This is a genomic window from Algoriphagus persicinus (assembly GCF_035156415.1).
In the GTDB taxonomy this organism is placed as follows: Bacteria; Bacteroidota; Bacteroidia; order Cytophagales; family Cyclobacteriaceae; genus Algoriphagus; species Algoriphagus persicinus.
In genome coordinates, this window is the sequence record NZ_JAYEEY010000008.1 from 84,431 (window position 1) to 101,411 (window position 16,981).

Genomic DNA, 16,981 nt, shown 5'->3' on the forward strand with positions numbered 1-16,981 from the left:
CTCAGACTACCAACTAAAGCCAGCTGATTTGATCAGTTGGCTTTTCTCTTAAGAGTCATTTACATATTCTGCTTTCATCTAAATTTCAGTTATTTATTGAAATGAATTTTTACTTTTTTGTTTTCTATTTTGTAGCTGAAGTTTTCAATATTAGACATGCTTTTTAACACATTCTCAAGGGTCTGATTTTCAAATTTTCCGTTGAATCGCCATTTTTCTTTTGGGTTTCCTACTATGCTGATTTCTACTCCATACCATTCTTCGAGGCCTACCTTTACATCATTGAGTGTTGACTTTTTAAATATTAATTTCCCCTCTCTCCAACCCAAGACATGCTCCGTATTAAATTCCTTAATTCTTCCTTCACTGTTAGAGGCTTCATAGCTTAGCTCCTCACCTGGATTAAGAAAATAAGCCAAATTGTCGGAGTGATATTTGACCTTTACTTTGCCCGTCACCAAGGAGACTCGGATGTCTCCGGTTTTTTTTGCATTAATATTGAAAGAAGTTCCAAGTGCAGTAGTAATAAGATTGTCTGAAATCACCATAAATGGCTGCTCGGCATTTTCAGAAACTTCGAAAAAACCTTCCCCTTTTAATTTGACAAGCCTTACCGTTGAGTCGAAAGATTCGTGGTATTCCAGGCTGCTTCCTGAGTTTAGCCAAACTACCGTTTGGTCGGGAAGCCTAAAATTTAGCTTTTCACCGGAATTTGTGAATTTGGAGAGCCAATTTACTTTGTCCTGAATCTCTTCTTTTTGGCTGTCATTGTGCAGATTGAGTAAGAGTAAGGAGAGCAAAAATATTCCCGTTAAAATCGCAGCTACTTTTGAAAATTGCCAAGATTTCTTCTGTGAAAAGCTATAATGGGATGCTCTTATCGAATTTTGCTGTCCTATTGACTCACATACCTTATTTCGAAGTATTCTAGTCAGTACTTCCTTCTTAATAGCCTGAGAAGAATGTGGTGCAGGAAACTGGATACCCAGAATTACTTCTCTGGCAAGTTTGATGTCTTCAATCCGGTCAGGATTGGCATCCATCCAACTTTTCCAAAAAGTGTTCAATTCAGTATCTGGGTTTTTCACCCATCTAATAAATTCGAGATCTTCCAAAAGGTCAGTTATATGACTCATTCACACTAGTATTAAATATTTTTTAGTACTAGGTAAAGGGAGAAAGGTGTAAAACAACGCCAAAAAAAAACCATTATTTTTTACAAAAAGCAAAATAAGGTATAAAGACAGCTAGAGTTTACCTACAATATAAACTGCTTATGGTGAGAAGGCAATAAAAAATACTGGAAGAAAACCTAGTGAATCTCTTAGACATTTCAGCGCTTTGTAGATTAAATCCCGTGCGGATTTAGAATCGGAAAGCTCCATCAACTCGGATACCTGCTGATAAGACATGCCTTCGAAATACACGTAGTAAATGGCCTCTCTTTTTCTTGGGGAAAGTTTGGAGATCGCAGAATTAACATTCTGGCTCATTTCAATATTAATCTGCCTGTCTATTAAAGTTTGCTCGTGAGAAAAAGTGATCTCAAAACAATCCTGTAGGATCAACTCTTCCTTAAGATTTGTCCAGCCTTTCAGTTCTTTGTAAATTCTCCTTTTCAGACATTTAAAAAGATAAAACTTAATGGAGTCGGTTTCCCCAATGGAATTACTGTTCTTTTTTAAGTCTAAAAACACATCATGAATGGCGTCTTTAACCAATTCCTCATTATTATTTATTCTTAATCCGTAACTGTACAAACTGTCGAAAAATCTTTCGTAAATAAGTATAAAAGCAGAATTGCTTCCTGACTTAAATGCCTTCCAAGTTTCAATGTCAGGTGAAAATGGCGAATTTTCTTCTTTACGACTAATCTTAATTTCCGATCTTCCGGAAACTGAGTTTGGTAAATTAGTATTCATCAGATAAAAGAGTTTATTGCTCTCTAAAGAAACCAAGAATTTTCATCAATTAAAATTCTCCCAAAATCTTATATGACTCAAGTTCAGTGAATTCCTCGATAATATCAGTGATAAAACCTAGAGGTCAGATGGTTTGAGACATAAATCAAATTCATCCTACTATTCCAGCAGGCAGTATCCTACTAATTTAATCACAGAAAAAGCGATTTTCAGCTAGTAGTCCTTTCTATAATTGAATTCCCGACCTATTTCTGCTGAGGTTTTATTTAATGGATTTAACGACTAAATTTGTAACCTTTGACTCGTCAAAAAAAACAATCTAAAAACTCAATATGGCTTGGTTTAAAAGAACGGACAAAGGCATCAAAACATCTACAGCTGAGAAGAAAGATGCACCTGATGGCCTTTGGTTTAAGACCCCAAATGGAAATATCATCCATACCAGAGAGCTCAAGAATAACGCTTACGTATGCCCGGATGATGATTTTCATGTAAAAATCGGTTCGAAGGAATATTTCGAAATTCTTTTTGACAACAACAAATTCAAAGAGCTGGATGCCAATATGACATCAGGTGATCCTCTGAAATTCACAGACACCAAACCCTATGTTTCCCGAATAGAAGCTACAATCCAGAAAACAGAGTTAAACGACGCTGTGAGATCTGCTGTAGGAAAAATGAACGGGTTGGATATCGTCATCGCATGTATGGACTTTAATTTTATCGGAGGATCCATGGGTTCTGTAGTGGGGGAGAAAATCGCCAGAGCTATTGACCACTCGCTCAAAAATAAAATTCCATTCCTGATGATTTCAAAGTCCGGTGGTGCTCGAATGATGGAAGCTGGATTTTCTTTGATGCAAATGGCTAAAACATCTGCCAAGCTTGCGTTGTTAGATCAATCGGGGGTTCCTTATATATCGATGCTCACAGATCCAACTACTGGGGGAGTGACTGCATCCTATGCGATGTTGGGTGACTTCAATATTGCGGAGCCTGAAGCATTGATTGGTTTTGCTGGTCCAAGGGTAATTCGTGAGACGATTGGTAAGGATTTGCCTAAGGGATTCCAAAGTTCTGAATTTGTACTGGAGCATGGGTTCCTCGATTTCATCGTAGATCGACGCCAGTTGAAAGGCCGATTGACCACCTTACTAAACCTTTTAAATAATTAATCAAGATACTGCTAAAAGGATTTGATTATGCGGGCCAAATTTGACTAGTAATTTGGTCTCTTGTAGTGATTAATAAATATATTTGTGCTCCCGTATTGGGCCAATCCATAAGAAAAATTAAACCAAAATTTCATGGGTTCAGTAATTATTACTTCCATTGTAGCTTTTACAGTAATTATACTGCTACTGGTATTTATTCTCCTTTTTGCCCAGTCTAAACTGGTCAACTCTGGGGACGTCAACATCATCATCAATGGTGACGAAAGTTCTCCAATTGTCACAGCAGCGGGAACTACTTTGCTATCTACACTCGGAGGTCAAAAAATCTTCCTGCCATCCGCATGTGGTGGTGGCGGAACTTGTGCTATGTGTAAATGCGTGGTCGAAGAAGGTGGAGGAGAAGTTCTTCCTACCGAAGTAGGCCACCTAAGTAGAGCTGAGCAGCAAAGTAACGTCCGTCTAGCATGTCAGGTGAAAGTGAAAAATGACATGAAGATCCGGATACCTGAAGAGATCTTCGGTATCAAGAAGTGGGAGTGTGAAGTTCTCTCTAACTACAACGTCTCTACGTTCATCAAAGAATTCAAAGTAAAACTTCCTGAAGGTGAAACTCTTGAGTTCGAAGCTGGTGGATACATTCAGATTGACGTTCCTGTAATCACAGTGAACTTCAAGGGAATGGACATCACTCCTCATCCAGATTTAGGTCACCCAGCTGACGTATATCAAAGTGACTGGGATAAGTTTGGTCTTTGGGACTTAACGATGAAGAATGACGAGGAGCTATTCAGAGCTTACTCTATGGCTAATCACCCCGCAGAAGGTAACATCGTAATGCTTACGATACGTATCGCTACACCGCCATGGGATAGAGCCAATAACAAATGGATGGATGTGAATCCTGGTGTTTGTTCTTCCTATGTGTTCTCTAGAGTTCCTGGTGATAAAGTAACTATTTCTGGACCTTACGGTGAATTCCATATCAATCCTACTCAGCGCGAGATGATTTACATCGGTGGTGGTGCAGGTATGGCGCCATTGAGAGCACAGATTTTTCACCTTTTTCACACAGAGAAAACTAGCAGAAAAGTTTCTTACTGGTACGGTGGTAGATCTAAGAAAGAGCTTTTCTATATTCCTCAATTCAGAGATATCGAAAAAGACTTCCCCAACTTCCAATTCAACATTGGTCTTTCTGAGCCACTTCCAGAAGATAATTGGAAGATCAAAAAGTCTCCTGATGATAAGGAAGGCGACGGATACGTTGGTTTCATTCACCAAGTCTTGTACGATAATTATTTAAAAAATCATCCTGAGCCAGATGAGGTAGAGTACTACCTCTGTGGACCTCCTTTGATGAACTCAGCAGTATTGAAGTTGCTGGATGATCTAGGAATTCCTGAAGAGAATATTCGATTTGATGACTTCGGAGGATAATAAGAAAACAAAAGATCCCGCCTAAGCGGGATCTTTTGTTTAACCCGGATTATGCACGGAATCTGTTTTAGCCTGTCCCGAACTTTTTCTGGAAGAATCAAAAATTCCATCAAACACTTAACCAATGAGGCATAGCATCGCTCTGGCGAAGGAGTTAAGTGGAGCGAAGCGATTTAATTTTGAAGTAGTTTTGGTTCGGATTAGGAAGTCTAATGCATATTTCGCGTTTAGGAGCCTTTTTTGATTATTTTTACTTTAGACTATCGCCCTTTATGAATATCCAATCCTACTTTGATCCTATTGCCGAATACCTTTGGCAGAAAAAATACCCGGAAAATTCATTCTTTAAGCAAATCCACTTTTTCGGAGAGGAATTTCCGGATCTCAAAGGAGTACAAATTGCCCTGGTAGGGATCAAGGAAAACCGTGGTCTTGCTAAAATAGAAAGTGCTGATCGAGGAAGTAGCGAGATTCGCGAGAAACTTTATGATCTGAAAAAAGGATTTGGAGCGTATCGAGTGGCGGATTTGGGTGATTTGATTTCTGGGGAAAAGCTAAGTGATACTTACCAAAGAATTCAGGAAGTGGGAGAATTCTTGATGAAACATCAGATTCTTCCTATCTATTTTGGGGGATCACATGATTTGGATTATGGACAGTATTTGTCTTACCAGAAAATGAAGAAGCTGGTAAGTCTATTGACCGTAGATGCCAAACTGGACATGGAGGAAGATGGGCCACCTGTTGAGCAGCATACTCAGGAAATCATCCTTCATCAGCCTAATTTCCTTTTTTCTTCAGCACACTTAGCGTACCAGAGTTTTTTGGTAGATCCTTCCTTGATCAATGTGGTGGAGAAGCTTTATTTTGAGCACGTACGTCTGGGAGAATTGAGGAGTGAATTTAAGGAAGTAGAACCGTTAATTAGAAATGCAGATTTGTTGAGCTTTGACTTATGCGCAATTCAGTCAGCCGATGCTCCTGGTGCAGTAAATGCTGAACCTTTCGGGTTGACGGCGGAAGAAGCTTGCCAAATATGCTGGTTTGCAGGAACTAATGAAAAACTGAGTTCTATCGGGATTTATGGTTATGAGCCTTATTATGATGATACTGCAAATAAAACTGCCAAAGTCGTTGCGGTTATGATCTGGTATTTCTTAGAAGGATTTTATTCCCGTAAAGACAGCCTTTCCTTCAAAAGCAGTGATTACACCAAGTACACCGTTTCATTGGATACTAAGCCAAGTACATTGGTTTTCTATAAAAGCAAAAGAAGTAGCAAATGGTGGATGGAAATTCCCCATAATGAAACAGAAAAGTTTGATAGAGTAAGTACCGTACCGTGTAGCTATGCAGACTATCAGATGGCTCAGAAAGGAGAGATTCCTGAGCGTTGGGTCAATGCTCAAATCAAGCTTCTTTGATGAACACATATACCAAACAGCAGCTTGCATTGCGAAATGGACAGGATAAACCTGAAATTTGGGTTGCATACCAAGGAATAATATATGATGTGAGTAGCTCTAAGCTTTGGAAGAATGGCATGCATTATGAGCATTGGGCAGGCCAGGATTTGACAGACGAGCTACCTGATGCTCCCCACACTGAAAAAGTATTTGAAAAATTTCAGGCCATTGGCCAATTAGCATAGATGATTTTAATCGCAGATAGTGGATCCAGCAAGACGGACTGGAGAGTAATTCATTCCGATCGTAAAATCAGCCAACACCGGGGTATTGGGTTTAATCCCTATTATCAATCCTCTGAAGAGATGGCTATACAAATGCAAAGTGATTTCCTGATTAATTTGGCAAGTGAAATAGAGGAAATTTTTTTCTATGGAGCCGGTTGCTCCACTCCAGATCGTAAGATTGAGGTTTCGACTGCATTGAAGACAGTTTTTCCAAAAGCTAAAATCACAGTAGATCATGACCTCATTGCAGCAGCAAGGTCAACTTGCGGACATCAGGCTGGGATTGCCTGCATTTTGGGGACTGGTTCGAATAGTTGTGATTATGATGGAAAACAAATAGTGGATAGACGTCCGGCACCGGGTTATATATTTGGAGATGAAGGTGGCGGAGGCTATGTTGGCAGGAAGCTTTTGAAAGATTTTATCAACGATGAAATGCCTGAGGAGATAAAAAAGGAGCTGATTGATAACTTTCATCTAACTAATACTGTGATTCAGGAACACGTATATCAGAAGCCTTTTCCTAATCGATATATGGCGAGTTTTTGTAGATTTATCACCGAGCATAAGTCCAGCCCATACTGCTATATGTTATTCTACAATTCCTTTCAGGAGTTTTTCAAACAGCATGTAATGAAGTATAAGGATTATACTGAGAAGCCTGTGAATTTTGTAGGTTCTATCGCCTATTACAACAGCGACATTCTTCGCAAAGCCGCCTCAGATGTTCAGCTTAACGTAAATTTAATAATTGAAAGCCCGATTGCAGGCTTGACACTTTACCACCTAGAGACCTTATGAAATCTAGCATGACACAAGCGTCACACACTAGGATGATTGTCTATCATGCGAGATTCCTCCCGATACCTATCGAGATGGCCTTTGAAAGTCAAATTGTAAACAGATGAAATACCCATGACGGGCGGACTACACACAGGGGGTGATTATATCCCGGCACCCAGCGTATCAGCACATTTGCTTGTTGTTAGGGCGCGTTGGGCTGTCGCAGCAGCGGGCCGGGCGGCTGGTCTGTGGGCGGAAGCTTTGCTGCGACTTGGCTTTTTGGTTCTTTTGGGCCAAGCCAAAAGAACAGAAGAAATCGAGCATTACGAAAAGCGATACACGGTGGGGTGATTCTAATCCTGCGAGATTCCATGTGACCTATAGAAAACAAATTATAAACACATGAAATCGAGCATCATGCATTCTTCACACGGAGGTATGATTATCAACCATGTAAGGCAGGCTATCCCGTTTCCTTCGTCACGGGACAGGTTATGACCATTAAAAAACTAACAATAAACTCATGAAAGTAACTGAAAGTGCCTCTCATTACGACAATTTGGAGCAAATGGATTTGTTGGATTTGCTCCATAATATCAATAAGGAGGATAAGAAAGTACCGCTGGCTGTAGAGCAAGTAATTCCTGACATCTGTGCGATAGTGGAGCAGATAGTGCCTAGAATGCAGAAAGGAGGACGATTGATTTATATCGGAGCGGGGACTAGTGGCAGGCTAGGCGTTCTGGATGCTTCTGAATGCCCGCCGACTTATGGTGTCCCTTTTGACATGGTGCTAGGAATTATTGCCGGAGGAGATTCAGCTATCAGAAAATCAGTGGAAAATGCCGAAGATGATCCCGATCAAGCCTGGGATGATATTTTGGAGTACGGGTTCAATGCAAACGATTCAGTCATAGGAATAGCTGCATCTGGGACTACTCCTTATGTTATTGGCGGGGTGAAAGCAGCAAAGGAAAAGGGGCTTTTGACGGGAAGCATTACCTGCAATCCAGACTCTCCACTTTCTAAGGAAGTGGATCACTCGATAGAAGCAGTGGTAGGGCCAGAATTCATCACTGGAAGCACGAGGATGAAGGCTGGCACAGCGCAGAAGCTTATTCTCAATATGATCTCAACAACAGTGATGATCAAGCTTGGACGGGTGAAAGGCAATAAAATGGTAGATATGCAACTTTCTAATTCGAAGTTGGTGGAGCGTGGTATCCACATGATCATGGAGGCAACAGGACTTGATGAGGAGGCTGCCAGAGGGTTATTGCTTAGTGAGGGGTCTGTCAGAAAGGCAACTGAATATTTTTACAAAAATCAGAACTCATAGACTTGGAAAATTTTTGCAGGAGATGATTATAAATCTCTCGATAGGCTGTACCTTCGCAGCCCGATTAAGCGGTTGAAAACCAAGCGCTTATTTTATTTACAATCAATCCAGCAGTGATGCTGCAAATCTATGAAAGATAACAATTCAAAAAAGCCGTTTTTCGGCGAAGGAAAAAAGGAATCAAACGCTTCTAATTCAGGACAAAGAGGAGGCTTCAAAGGAAAATCAGAAGGATTCAATAAATCTAAAGATTCAGGCTCCTCGAAATTTGGTTCAGGAAAAAAGCCATTTAGCAAAAGCGAAGATGACTTTTCGGACTTCAATAAAAAGCCAAGAAACAAAAAGGCAGGATTTAAAAACCTAGGAGAAAAGAAATTTGGTTCTAAAACTCCATTTGGAAGCAAGAAAGAGCAGGGTTCTGACGTCTCTGATAAGAAGGACTTGGGTGCAGACAAGAAGCAATTTTTCCCCAAAAAAGAGGAATTTGATGGTCCGAAGCCTTACAAGAGAGATGCTAACTCAGGGAAATCACAATCCTCTGAAAAGCTAGGCGGACTTATTTACAAAGGACGTGGTAAAGACCAAAAACCGGTTTTTGCAGAAGGAAAACCCACTTATAAGTCAGATAAGAAAGAGACAAGAGGATTTGGTAAGAAACGTTTTGTAGATCAGGATACCAACGTAGAAAGACCGGATTATAACTTCGACAGCCTTCCGCAAAAGAAGAAAAAACTGGAGAATGGAGAGAATCTTATCCGCTTGAATAAATACATCGCCAATTCTGGAATTTGCAGCAGAAGGGAAGCAGATTCATTGATTAGTCAAGGCTTGGTTACGCTGAACGGAGAGGTTTGTACCGAGCTTGGTCTCAAAGTAAAGAAAACTGACCGGGTAGTATATCAGGGTAAAAAAATCAATCCTGAAAAGCCAGTTTATGTATTACTGAACAAGCCAAAAGATTTCATCACGACTACTGATGATCCAATGGATCGTAAAACGGTGATGAATCTAGTTGGGAATGCCTGTGAGGAACGGATTTTCCCAGTTGGTAGATTGGATAGAAATACCACAGGGCTTTTATTGTTTACCAATGATGGTGAGTTGGCAGCTAAACTTTCCCATCCTTCCAATGAAATCAAGAAGATTTATCAGGTGACTTTGGATAAGCCATTGACCAAAAAAGACGAGGAAGATATTATAGAAGGCTTGACATTGGAAGATGGAAAAGCTGATGTCGATGATATGCAGGTTTTGTCTTTGGATCGCACTATCCTTGGTCTGGAGATCCATATAGGAAGAAACAGAATAGTCCGTAGAATCTTCGCCCATTTGGGCTATGATGTGACTTCACTTGATCGGGTGGTCTTTGCAGGATTGGACAAAAAGGATCTGAAACGAGGACATTATCGATTCCTCTCAGAGCAGGAAGTGATTCGCTTGAAGTTCTTTATATAGTATTAAGAGCTCCCAATTTGGGGGCTTTTTTCATTTAGTATCCACGGTGAACAAAGAGTTTTACGCAGAGAACTCAGTTCTTACTTCTTTTCATAGACACTACGGATTGGCAGCTTGGCTTAGTGTGAAAGGCGCGGTGGGTGGTCGTGGCAGCGGGCCAGACGGCAGGTCTGCGGGGAGAAGCTTTGCCACGACAAGGCTTTTGGATACTTTTAGCCTTCAAAAGTATCAGAGAAAATAAGATTAACTATATCAATAAAGAATAATAGGAAGAGAGAAGTTTGATCAAAAAAACATTTCCATTCCTCGGACTTGGCACTCTTTTCCAGAAGAGCGTAGTGCTCCGAGGGCAATTGTATTAAACTTTACCTACCCTGGGTTGCATTCGCTCACTTCGTGCCGCTCTCTTACCCAGGGCTATTCAAAGTTGGATCTCTTCAGGATCAAAAAGCGGTAGAGTTTACCCATCTGTATTTAACATCTGGTCAAGAAAGTTCAGATTTAGCACCTAAGCTTAGTATGAAGAAAGATGCCCTTGAGAATATGCGGTTTTTGGGGCGCAGGAGTAGCCGTCAAGAAAATTGGCTAGCTCGCGAGTTTCGAGCGAGATCCGCCAATTTTTAGGCAGCGAGAAGACCAAAAATCAAATCGGTCTGCAAACGCTTCGATTCCCCCGATCCACTAGTAGATTTGAAGCATAGACTCGGGCAAAGAGTTTTGGATACTTTTGCTCTTCAAAAGTATCAAAGAAAGCCGCTCAATCCTTTCTTGACTGGTTAATAGGGGACTTAAAGGAGGTTTCCTATATGCAAAGCTCTGTGACTTTTTTGCGGAAAAATTAGGGGTATTGATTGAAAGAAAGGATGCAAAATCTCGGTCATCCAAGCCTGAGCCTTTACTGCCCTTCCCAATTGATTTCATCTGTTTATAATTGTTTTTCAAAGGTCATAACCTGTCCCGTGACGAAGGAAACGGGATAGCCTGTCCCGTCCGCCGCGGCGGATCGGGAGAATCTCGCATTTTTGATAATTATCCCTCTGTGTTGACGCTTGAGTCGTGCTCGATTTCTTCACGTCAAAACGGCAAGGCGAATCTAACTTATGCAGAGCTTGAATGGTTAAATTTGCCTTGACTAAATCTGCTAATGAACATTGTTTCTTTTAGCAGATTGGTTTGTTATTAGGGCGCGGCGGGAGGTCGCAGCAGCGGGCCAGCGGTGGCTTTGCGGGCAGAAGCTTTGCTGCGACAAAGGTTTTTGTTGCTTTTTGCCTTCAAAAAGTAAGAGATAAAAAGACACAAAATTCAGATGGAGTTAGTCCTGTGGGTTCAAATCTGTAAAAAAAGTTCGATAACAATGCAGTTACCCTACCACTTAAAACCGCACCCACCAATTGCAGAAATCCCCAGACTTGCCCTCACCTAATAGCAGCATCTCCTTCCTCAATTATTTTAGGGAGCCAAACCAAATAATCTTCACATAATCCCTCGACCCTTTGATAAAGCTTATTCCATGATAATGGAATGTACTAAAGGGTGATTAAATCCCGTCTCCGCCAAAATAACTTGCTAATCAATGAGCGCTAGTTGCCTGACTAACAAGAAAAGATAGTGCAAGTAAGCATTATTTTGTGATTGGGGGCGATGGGCTGTCGCAGCAGCGAGCTAGGCGGTTAGTGTGTGCGGAAGCTTTGCTGCGACTTGGCTTTTTGGCCCTTTTGCCGGCCCGCCTGTGGAGGGAGCCAGGCCAAAAGGACAGAAGAAAAAATCTTACAATATTTCAAGGTGTTCTCAGGATTATAAATCAGTTAACCTCTACCTCAAGAAGGAAAAATTACTCCTCCTTCCTTAATTTCTCTTTCTAAACTCAGTAGGAGTGACTCCACAATATTTTTTGAACTGCCGGCAAAAATGGCTTTCATCCGTAAAACTGAATTCATGGGCAATTTCTGATAGGGTAAGCTTGCTATAGGTAAGTCTGGCTTCAATCAATCCGAACTTATAATTTGTAATGTACTGTTTGATCGATTCGCCGACTTGTTTCTTGAAAAAAATGCTGATGTAATTTGGAGCCATGTTAAACTTCTCCGCAAGCGCTTCGATGCTTAGTCGTGAAGGGAAATAAATGTTTTTCTTTACATACAATAGGATAGACTCAACCGAATCAGAATAGGACGTAACCTGACCTGCTTCGTCGGACTGTCTAAGTGTTCTAGCAAGGATAATCAAAATACTGCGCATCAGGCTGTCACGAACTATTTCATAATATGGGGATTGATTATTTTCATATTCGCATTCAAGGACAGAAAGCAGGTTTAGCAGCTTGGTTTTATCTTGCTTTTCCTTTACTAATGAACCGCGGCTTTGCAAAGGGATATGAAGTAAAGTTTCTATGATGGGTTTCCACTTGGATTCATCACTTTCCGAAAGTATTCTACTAAAGGGGTCATTAAATCGAATAAAGCAAAACTCAGTTGATTCCCGAATGTCAAAGGAATGAAAATCCTCCGGTCCTAAGAGAAAAACTTCCCCATGTCCATAATCAAAGAAGTTACCGTTGATGTTATGGATTCCACTCCCCTTAAGTATAAAAATAATTTCAAAGTATGTGTGATTGTGGAGTGGATGCTGCCATTCACTGGCTTCAAAATGGTAAATGTTAAACGGAGTATGTAATAAATATCGTTTCATTTAATAATAATTATGTATATCTGCTTTTTTGCCAGCAGGGATTTAAAAGCACCAGCTGGGAATGGTAAACTCTAGAGTTGCGGCCACTTCGATCACCCGTCTTCGGTCTTCCGGCCGGACAAAGTGAAGAAACTAAGGCAACTGGTATAATCGCGGATAATCAGATAATAATTCTCTAGAAATGTACTTATTAATAATGGATTTGTACAATTCAATTCGGTAGCTAGGAGTCTAATTTTGTAGTATTGAAATATAAAACACGACTGTATGAAATTCTTTGTAATTACATTAATAGCCTTTTTAACTGTTCTAACCCAACCATCAAAGGAGGTAAATGACGAGTGGGAGGTACTTTTAGATTCCGAGATGACAAATTGGGAAAATTACCTCAGCTATAGGCATAAGCCTGGATACAATGGAAAAGTACCAAAAGATGTCAATGGGGTAGATATTTCCCCTATTGGCTACAACAAAGATGAAACTGGCGTATTTACAATTCTGGATGAGCCAGAAGGATCAGTCCTACGGGTGAGTGGAGAAATTTATGGCAGCATTTTTACCAAAAAGTCTTATAAGAACTATCACTTAAAACTCCAAGTAAAGTGGGGAACAGAAAAATATGAACCCCGAAAAGATTTGCTTAAAGACTCAGGGATTCTGTACCATTCCATTGGTGAAGCCGGTGTAGAATACTGGAGGTCTTGGATGCTTTCCCAGGAATTTCAGGTGATGGAAGGCCATATGGGTGACTTCTGGTGCCAGGCCACTTCGGGCATTAATATCCGTTCTTTTCCAGCAGAAGGAGATAAAATGAGCCCTGTAGCAGATATAACTCAACCTTTCCGGCCATACCAAAGTGGTGGAGATGTCTTTTGCCTTAGGTCATCCAACTTTGAAACTCCCAATGGAGGATGGACTACACTCGAACTCATTACTTTTGAAGGAAAGAGTCTTCATATCGTCAATGGCAAGGTGGCCATGGTATTGGAAAACTCCCGTTATAAAAACGAGGATGGCAAACAGGTTCCTCTGATCGAAGGAAAAATCCAATTACAGAGTGAAGCGGCAGAAGTCTTTTACAAAGACATACAAATCAAACCCCTAACTGAGATGCCCAAGGACTATGAAGGGTTATTTGATGAATAAATCAGCAATGTTACATCAACTTAGGGATGGCCTGCGGATCAGCTGGTATAGGGATCTCATTACCGAATGGGATTTTACCGACCGGGAATGATCAACATTATTATAAACTATCCTTATAAGTGATATTGTTGGGAGTTTTGCAGAAAATTATAGCGTAGTGACCAAAGAAAGGATGTAAATGCTCGGTCATCCAAGCCTGAGCCTTTACTGCCCTTCCCAATTGATTGCATCTGTTTATAATTGTTTTTCAAAGGTCAGATGGAATCTCGCATTTTTGATAATCATCCCTCTGTGTTGACGCTTGAGTCATGCTCGATTTCTTCACGCCAAAACGGCAAGGCGGATCTAACTTATGCAGAGCTTGAATGGTTAAATTTGCCTTGACTAAATCTGCTAATGAATACTGTTATGCTTTTAGCAGATTGGTTTGTTATTAGGGTGCGGTGGGAGGTCGCAGCAGCGGGCCAGCGGTGGCTTTGCGGGCAGAAGCTTTGCTGCGACAAAGGGTTTTGTTACTTTTTGCCTTCAAAAAGTAAGAGATAAAAAGATACAAAATTCAGATGGAGTTAGTCCTGTGGGTTCAAATCTGTAAAAAAAGTGCGATAATAATGCAGTTACCCTACAACTCAAAATCGCACTCACCAATTGCAAAAATCCCGAGACTTGTCCTCACCTAATAGCGGCATCTCCTACCTCAATTATTTTAGGGAGCCAAACCAAATAATCTTCACATAATCCCTCGCTCATTTGATGAAGCTTATTCATGATTATTGAATGTGCAGGAGGGGGAGTAAATCCCGTCTCCGCCAAAATAACTTGCTAATCAATGAGCGCTAGTCGACTGACTATCAAGAAAGAATAGCAATTGGTAGAAGCATTTGGTGTTTTCATCAAAGATTTTTTGAAGATTGGTTCTCCAATGCATTAATTATATCCGTTGCCAAATAGGCATTTTACAGACACTCAAACAGGTAATATCAATTTACTTCTTCCAGTCTTGCCGCCCTGTAAAAAATAATCCTGCAGGGATCAAACTATCAATAACCATGGGTGCAACCCATGGCGGACGGTGACCCATGTCGATCACCAACCCTAAAAGAGCTGAACATAATTTAGTGTCTTAAATAGTCCAAAACTCGTCATAATCATTTTAACTGAAATGATAAAAGTAGAAGCTATAGCCTATCGATCAATAAGGAATTGAAACCCAAACCCTACATTCGCCTCAAAACAGCAGTCCCCCAATTCTGCGAAGAAAACGGCTTCTACACTACCAAAGCCCGCTCCTTCAATATGTCCAAGATTAAGGGCAAGGACACCAAACCCGAAAAAACTCCTTAAGAAAGCTCTGTGGCATGCAGGAATCAGATACAAATACCCAAAGAAAACACTCCCCGGCAAACCCGATATCAGCCTGAAGAAATACAAACTCGTCATCTTTGTAGACGGTACCTTCTGGCATGGGTACTACTGGGAACACAGAAAGGAAACCATCAAATCCAACCGTGAATTCTGGATAGCCAAGATCGAACGGAATAAGGAGCGGGATCGGGAGATCAATTCCTATTATCAATCAAAAGGATGGGCCGTATTGAGGTTTTGGGATTTTGAGGCGAAAGAAGAACTCGGTACTATCCTACGAAAAGTGTTGTCTCATTTCGACGAATACAACCAATAATCCATTCGTGATCCATTACCATCAATAGGAGCGTGGCTTCAGCCCGTTCTTCAAAGCAAATTTGATCCTAAAGGGTTTTTAACCCAATTTTTCTAGTGAACAACAAGCGAGCAAGACCAGAACAAAGCGCCAAAAAAGTATTGACACCTATTGACAGAAAATGTTGACAACTGCACTTTTTCCGTAAATATATATCTTTACATTTGTAACCATGTGTAAGGTTTAACAACTTGGTTATAATTGATCAAGACTTTAAACATTACTTCATGGATTGATTTTCAATCACCTGACTACCGGCAATTAAGAGCGGGGCAGTTCACGATATTTATTGAGATGGCTTTTTAGAAAGAAATTAATATGAAAGATTACTATACTTTATCGGAAGTAGCGGACTTGCTTGGCAAAAGCAAGGAAACCCTCAGACGCTGGGACAACAATGGCAAACTCACTGCTTTCCGTGAACCTATGAGCAATTATAGGGTGTATAGAAAAGAACAGCTGAAGATTTTTGATGAACTGGAATTTTTGTTTACCCCCAAAGATGTTGGTAACCAAGTTAAACCTGACCACAAATACCCGGTTCTGGAACTGTTTGCCGGGGCGGGTGGATTAGCCATAGGCATGGAAAAGGCAGGGCTTAAGTGTGTGGCACTAAATGAAATCGACCACTGGGCAGCAGAGACACTTAGAAACAACCGACCTAATTGGAAAGTCATTGAAAATGATATCCGCAAAGTATCCTTTACCGAATACCGGGGCAAAATAGATGTGGTCACTGGTGGATTCCCCTGCCAGGCGTTCAGCTATGCCGGAAAGAAACTCGGTCTGGAAGATGCCCGAGGAACCCTCTTTTATGAATTTGCACGGGTAGTGGATGAGGTGAAGCCACTGATCTGTGTGGGAGAGAATGTTCGTGGCTTACTGAACCATGACGAAGGCCGTACCCTTGCTGGGATGAAATCCATCTTGGACGAGATCGGCTATAAGCCACTGGATGAAAGAATCCTTAAAGCTATTTTTTATAATGTACCGCAGAAGCGTGAACGGCTGATCCTAGTGGGTATCAGAAAGGATATCGACGTTGATTTCCATTATCCTAAGCCATACAAAAAGATTTATACGCTCAAAGATGCCCTGAAAGCAGGCGAACTATTTCCTACAGATGTGCCGGACTCAGAAGGCAGTCTGTACCCACAAAGCAAGCGGGACATCCTGGACAAAGTGCCTCCGGGAGGCTACTGGAGGGACTTGCCACTTGATCTGCAGAAGAAGTACATGCAAAAGAGTTTCTATTTAGGTGGAGGAAAAACAGGCATGGCCAGAAGGATAAGCTGGGAAGAACCTAGCCTTACACTTACCTGTAGTCCTGCACAGAAGCAGACCGAGCGCTGCCATCCTGACGAAACCCGACCTTTTACTATTAGGGAGTATGCCCGTATCCAAACCTTTCCGGACGACTGGCAGTTTGCAGGCTCAGTTTCCAACCAGTACAAGCAGATCGGAAATGCCGTGCCGTGTAATCTGGGTAAAGAGGTGGGCTATTCACTGGTGAGATTCCTGAATGAGGCATATAAGGCCTATGGAATGGAAGAAAAATCCTTCGATCTGGATCAGGTGGCGATGGAGTTCAGCTGAAATACGCCTCAAACACCTTATTGAATTTGA

At 41.1% G+C, this 16,981-nt stretch carries 14 protein-coding genes; 11 read left to right on the forward strand and 3 right to left on the reverse strand.

Translation table 11 applies throughout. The features are described from left to right. Positions 1 to 89: 89 nt before the first annotated feature. Both U3A58_RS08055 and U3A58_RS08060 read right to left on the reverse strand, forming a co-directional pair. Entirely contained in the window at positions 90 to 1,136 is a 1,047-nt protein-coding gene (locus tag U3A58_RS08055; RefSeq protein ID WP_323822902.1) for a FecR family protein, read from the reverse strand. Positions 1,137 to 1,274: 138 nt separating this feature from the next. Next, a complete protein-coding gene (locus tag U3A58_RS08060) occupies positions 1,275 to 1,922 on the reverse strand; it encodes an RNA polymerase sigma factor (protein ID WP_323822903.1) in 648 nt (215 codons plus the stop codon). A gap of 332 nt (positions 1,923 to 2,254) precedes the next feature. On the opposite strand from U3A58_RS08060, the gene accD reads away from it, so the two are divergent. From accD to U3A58_RS08100, 8 genes are all read left to right on the forward strand, one after another. Next, positions 2,255 to 3,097, forward strand: a complete 843-nt coding sequence (accD, locus tag U3A58_RS08065; protein ID WP_323822904.1) for an acetyl-CoA carboxylase, carboxyltransferase subunit beta — start codon at positions 2,255 to 2,257, stop codon at positions 3,095 to 3,097. Between the two features lie 132 nt (positions 3,098 to 3,229). Next, positions 3,230 to 4,534 (forward strand): NADH:ubiquinone reductase (Na(+)-transporting) subunit F, encoded by a 1,305-nt coding sequence (nqrF, locus tag U3A58_RS08070; RefSeq protein WP_323822905.1) that lies wholly within the window; start codon positions 3,230 to 3,232, stop codon positions 4,532 to 4,534. A gap of 272 nt (positions 4,535 to 4,806) precedes the next feature. Then, positions 4,807 to 5,958: a formimidoylglutamase gene (locus tag U3A58_RS08075; RefSeq protein WP_323822906.1), complete on the forward strand. Its 1,152-nt coding sequence runs from the start codon at positions 4,807 to 4,809 to the stop codon at positions 5,956 to 5,958. Then, positions 5,958 to 6,185: a cytochrome b5 domain-containing protein gene (locus tag U3A58_RS08080; protein WP_323822907.1), complete on the forward strand. Its 228-nt coding sequence runs from the start codon at positions 5,958 to 5,960 to the stop codon at positions 6,183 to 6,185. Before U3A58_RS08075 ends, U3A58_RS08080 begins: the two co-directional genes overlap by 1 nt. Further along, on the forward strand, positions 6,186 to 7,028 hold the full coding sequence (locus U3A58_RS08085) for an N-acetylglucosamine kinase (RefSeq protein WP_323822908.1): 843 nt from the start codon (positions 6,186 to 6,188) through the stop codon (positions 7,026 to 7,028). A gap of 505 nt (positions 7,029 to 7,533) precedes the next feature. Then, positions 7,534 to 8,349: an N-acetylmuramic acid 6-phosphate etherase gene (murQ, locus tag U3A58_RS08090; protein WP_323822909.1), complete on the forward strand. Its 816-nt coding sequence runs from the start codon at positions 7,534 to 7,536 to the stop codon at positions 8,347 to 8,349. A gap of 129 nt (positions 8,350 to 8,478) precedes the next feature. Continuing rightward, a complete protein-coding gene (locus tag U3A58_RS08095) occupies positions 8,479 to 9,804 on the forward strand; it encodes a pseudouridine synthase (protein ID WP_323822910.1) in 1,326 nt (441 codons plus the stop codon). 46 nt (positions 9,805 to 9,850) lie between these two features. Then, on the forward strand, positions 9,851 to 10,045 hold the full coding sequence (locus tag U3A58_RS08100) for a hypothetical protein (RefSeq protein WP_323822911.1): 195 nt from the start codon (positions 9,851 to 9,853) through the stop codon (positions 10,043 to 10,045). Between the two features lie 1,604 nt (positions 10,046 to 11,649). On the opposite strand, the gene U3A58_RS08105 is transcribed toward U3A58_RS08100, so the two are convergent. Then, complete coding sequence (locus U3A58_RS08105; RefSeq protein ID WP_323822912.1) at positions 11,650 to 12,492, reverse strand: AraC family transcriptional regulator; 843 nt, start codon at positions 12,490 to 12,492, stop codon at positions 11,650 to 11,652. Between the two features lie 267 nt (positions 12,493 to 12,759). On the opposite strand from U3A58_RS08105, the gene U3A58_RS08110 reads away from it, so the two are divergent. The 3 genes from U3A58_RS08110 to dcm all read left to right on the forward strand — a co-directional run bounded on the left by U3A58_RS08110 (position 12,760) and on the right by dcm (position 16,951). Continuing rightward, positions 12,760 to 13,638 (forward strand): 3-keto-disaccharide hydrolase, encoded by an 879-nt coding sequence (locus U3A58_RS08110; RefSeq protein ID WP_323822913.1) that lies wholly within the window; start codon positions 12,760 to 12,762, stop codon positions 13,636 to 13,638. Between the two features lie 1,363 nt (positions 13,639 to 15,001). Then, positions 15,002 to 15,316, forward strand: coding sequence for a DNA mismatch endonuclease Vsr (gene vsr / locus U3A58_RS08115; RefSeq protein ID WP_323822982.1), 315 nt, complete (start codon positions 15,002 to 15,004; stop codon positions 15,314 to 15,316). A gap of 357 nt (positions 15,317 to 15,673) precedes the next feature. After that, positions 15,674 to 16,951, forward strand: coding sequence for a DNA (cytosine-5-)-methyltransferase (gene dcm / locus U3A58_RS08120; RefSeq protein ID WP_323822914.1), 1,278 nt, complete (start codon positions 15,674 to 15,676; stop codon positions 16,949 to 16,951). The last annotated feature ends 30 nt before the right edge of the window (positions 16,952 to 16,981 follow it).

What these genes read in the sequence shown, in the direction of transcription:
- U3A58_RS08055 (WP_323822902.1), bottom strand. Translation starts at nt 1,136, where the DNA reads ATGAGTCATATAACTGACCTTTTGGAAGATCTCGAATTTATTAGATGG.
- U3A58_RS08060 (WP_323822903.1), bottom strand. Translation starts at nt 1,922, where the DNA reads ATGAATACTAATTTACCAAACTCAGTTTCCGGAAGATCGGAAATTAAG.
- accD (WP_323822904.1), top strand. Translation starts at nt 2,255, where the DNA reads ATGGCTTGGTTTAAAAGAACGGACAAAGGCATCAAAACATCTACAGCT.
- nqrF (WP_323822905.1), top strand. Translation starts at nt 3,230, where the DNA reads ATGGGTTCAGTAATTATTACTTCCATTGTAGCTTTTACAGTAATTATA.
- U3A58_RS08075 (WP_323822906.1), top strand. Translation starts at nt 4,807, where the DNA reads ATGAATATCCAATCCTACTTTGATCCTATTGCCGAATACCTTTGGCAG.
- U3A58_RS08080 (WP_323822907.1), top strand. Translation starts at nt 5,958, where the DNA reads ATGAACACATATACCAAACAGCAGCTTGCATTGCGAAATGGACAGGAT.
- U3A58_RS08085 (WP_323822908.1), top strand. Translation starts at nt 6,186, where the DNA reads ATGATTTTAATCGCAGATAGTGGATCCAGCAAGACGGACTGGAGAGTA.
- murQ (WP_323822909.1), top strand. Translation starts at nt 7,534, where the DNA reads ATGAAAGTAACTGAAAGTGCCTCTCATTACGACAATTTGGAGCAAATG.
- U3A58_RS08095 (WP_323822910.1), top strand. Translation starts at nt 8,479, where the DNA reads ATGAAAGATAACAATTCAAAAAAGCCGTTTTTCGGCGAAGGAAAAAAG.
- U3A58_RS08105 (WP_323822912.1), bottom strand. Translation starts at nt 12,492, where the DNA reads ATGAAACGATATTTATTACATACTCCGTTTAACATTTACCATTTTGAA.
- U3A58_RS08110 (WP_323822913.1), top strand. Translation starts at nt 12,760, where the DNA reads ATGAAATTCTTTGTAATTACATTAATAGCCTTTTTAACTGTTCTAACC.
- dcm (WP_323822914.1), top strand. Translation starts at nt 15,674, where the DNA reads ATGAAAGATTACTATACTTTATCGGAAGTAGCGGACTTGCTTGGCAAA.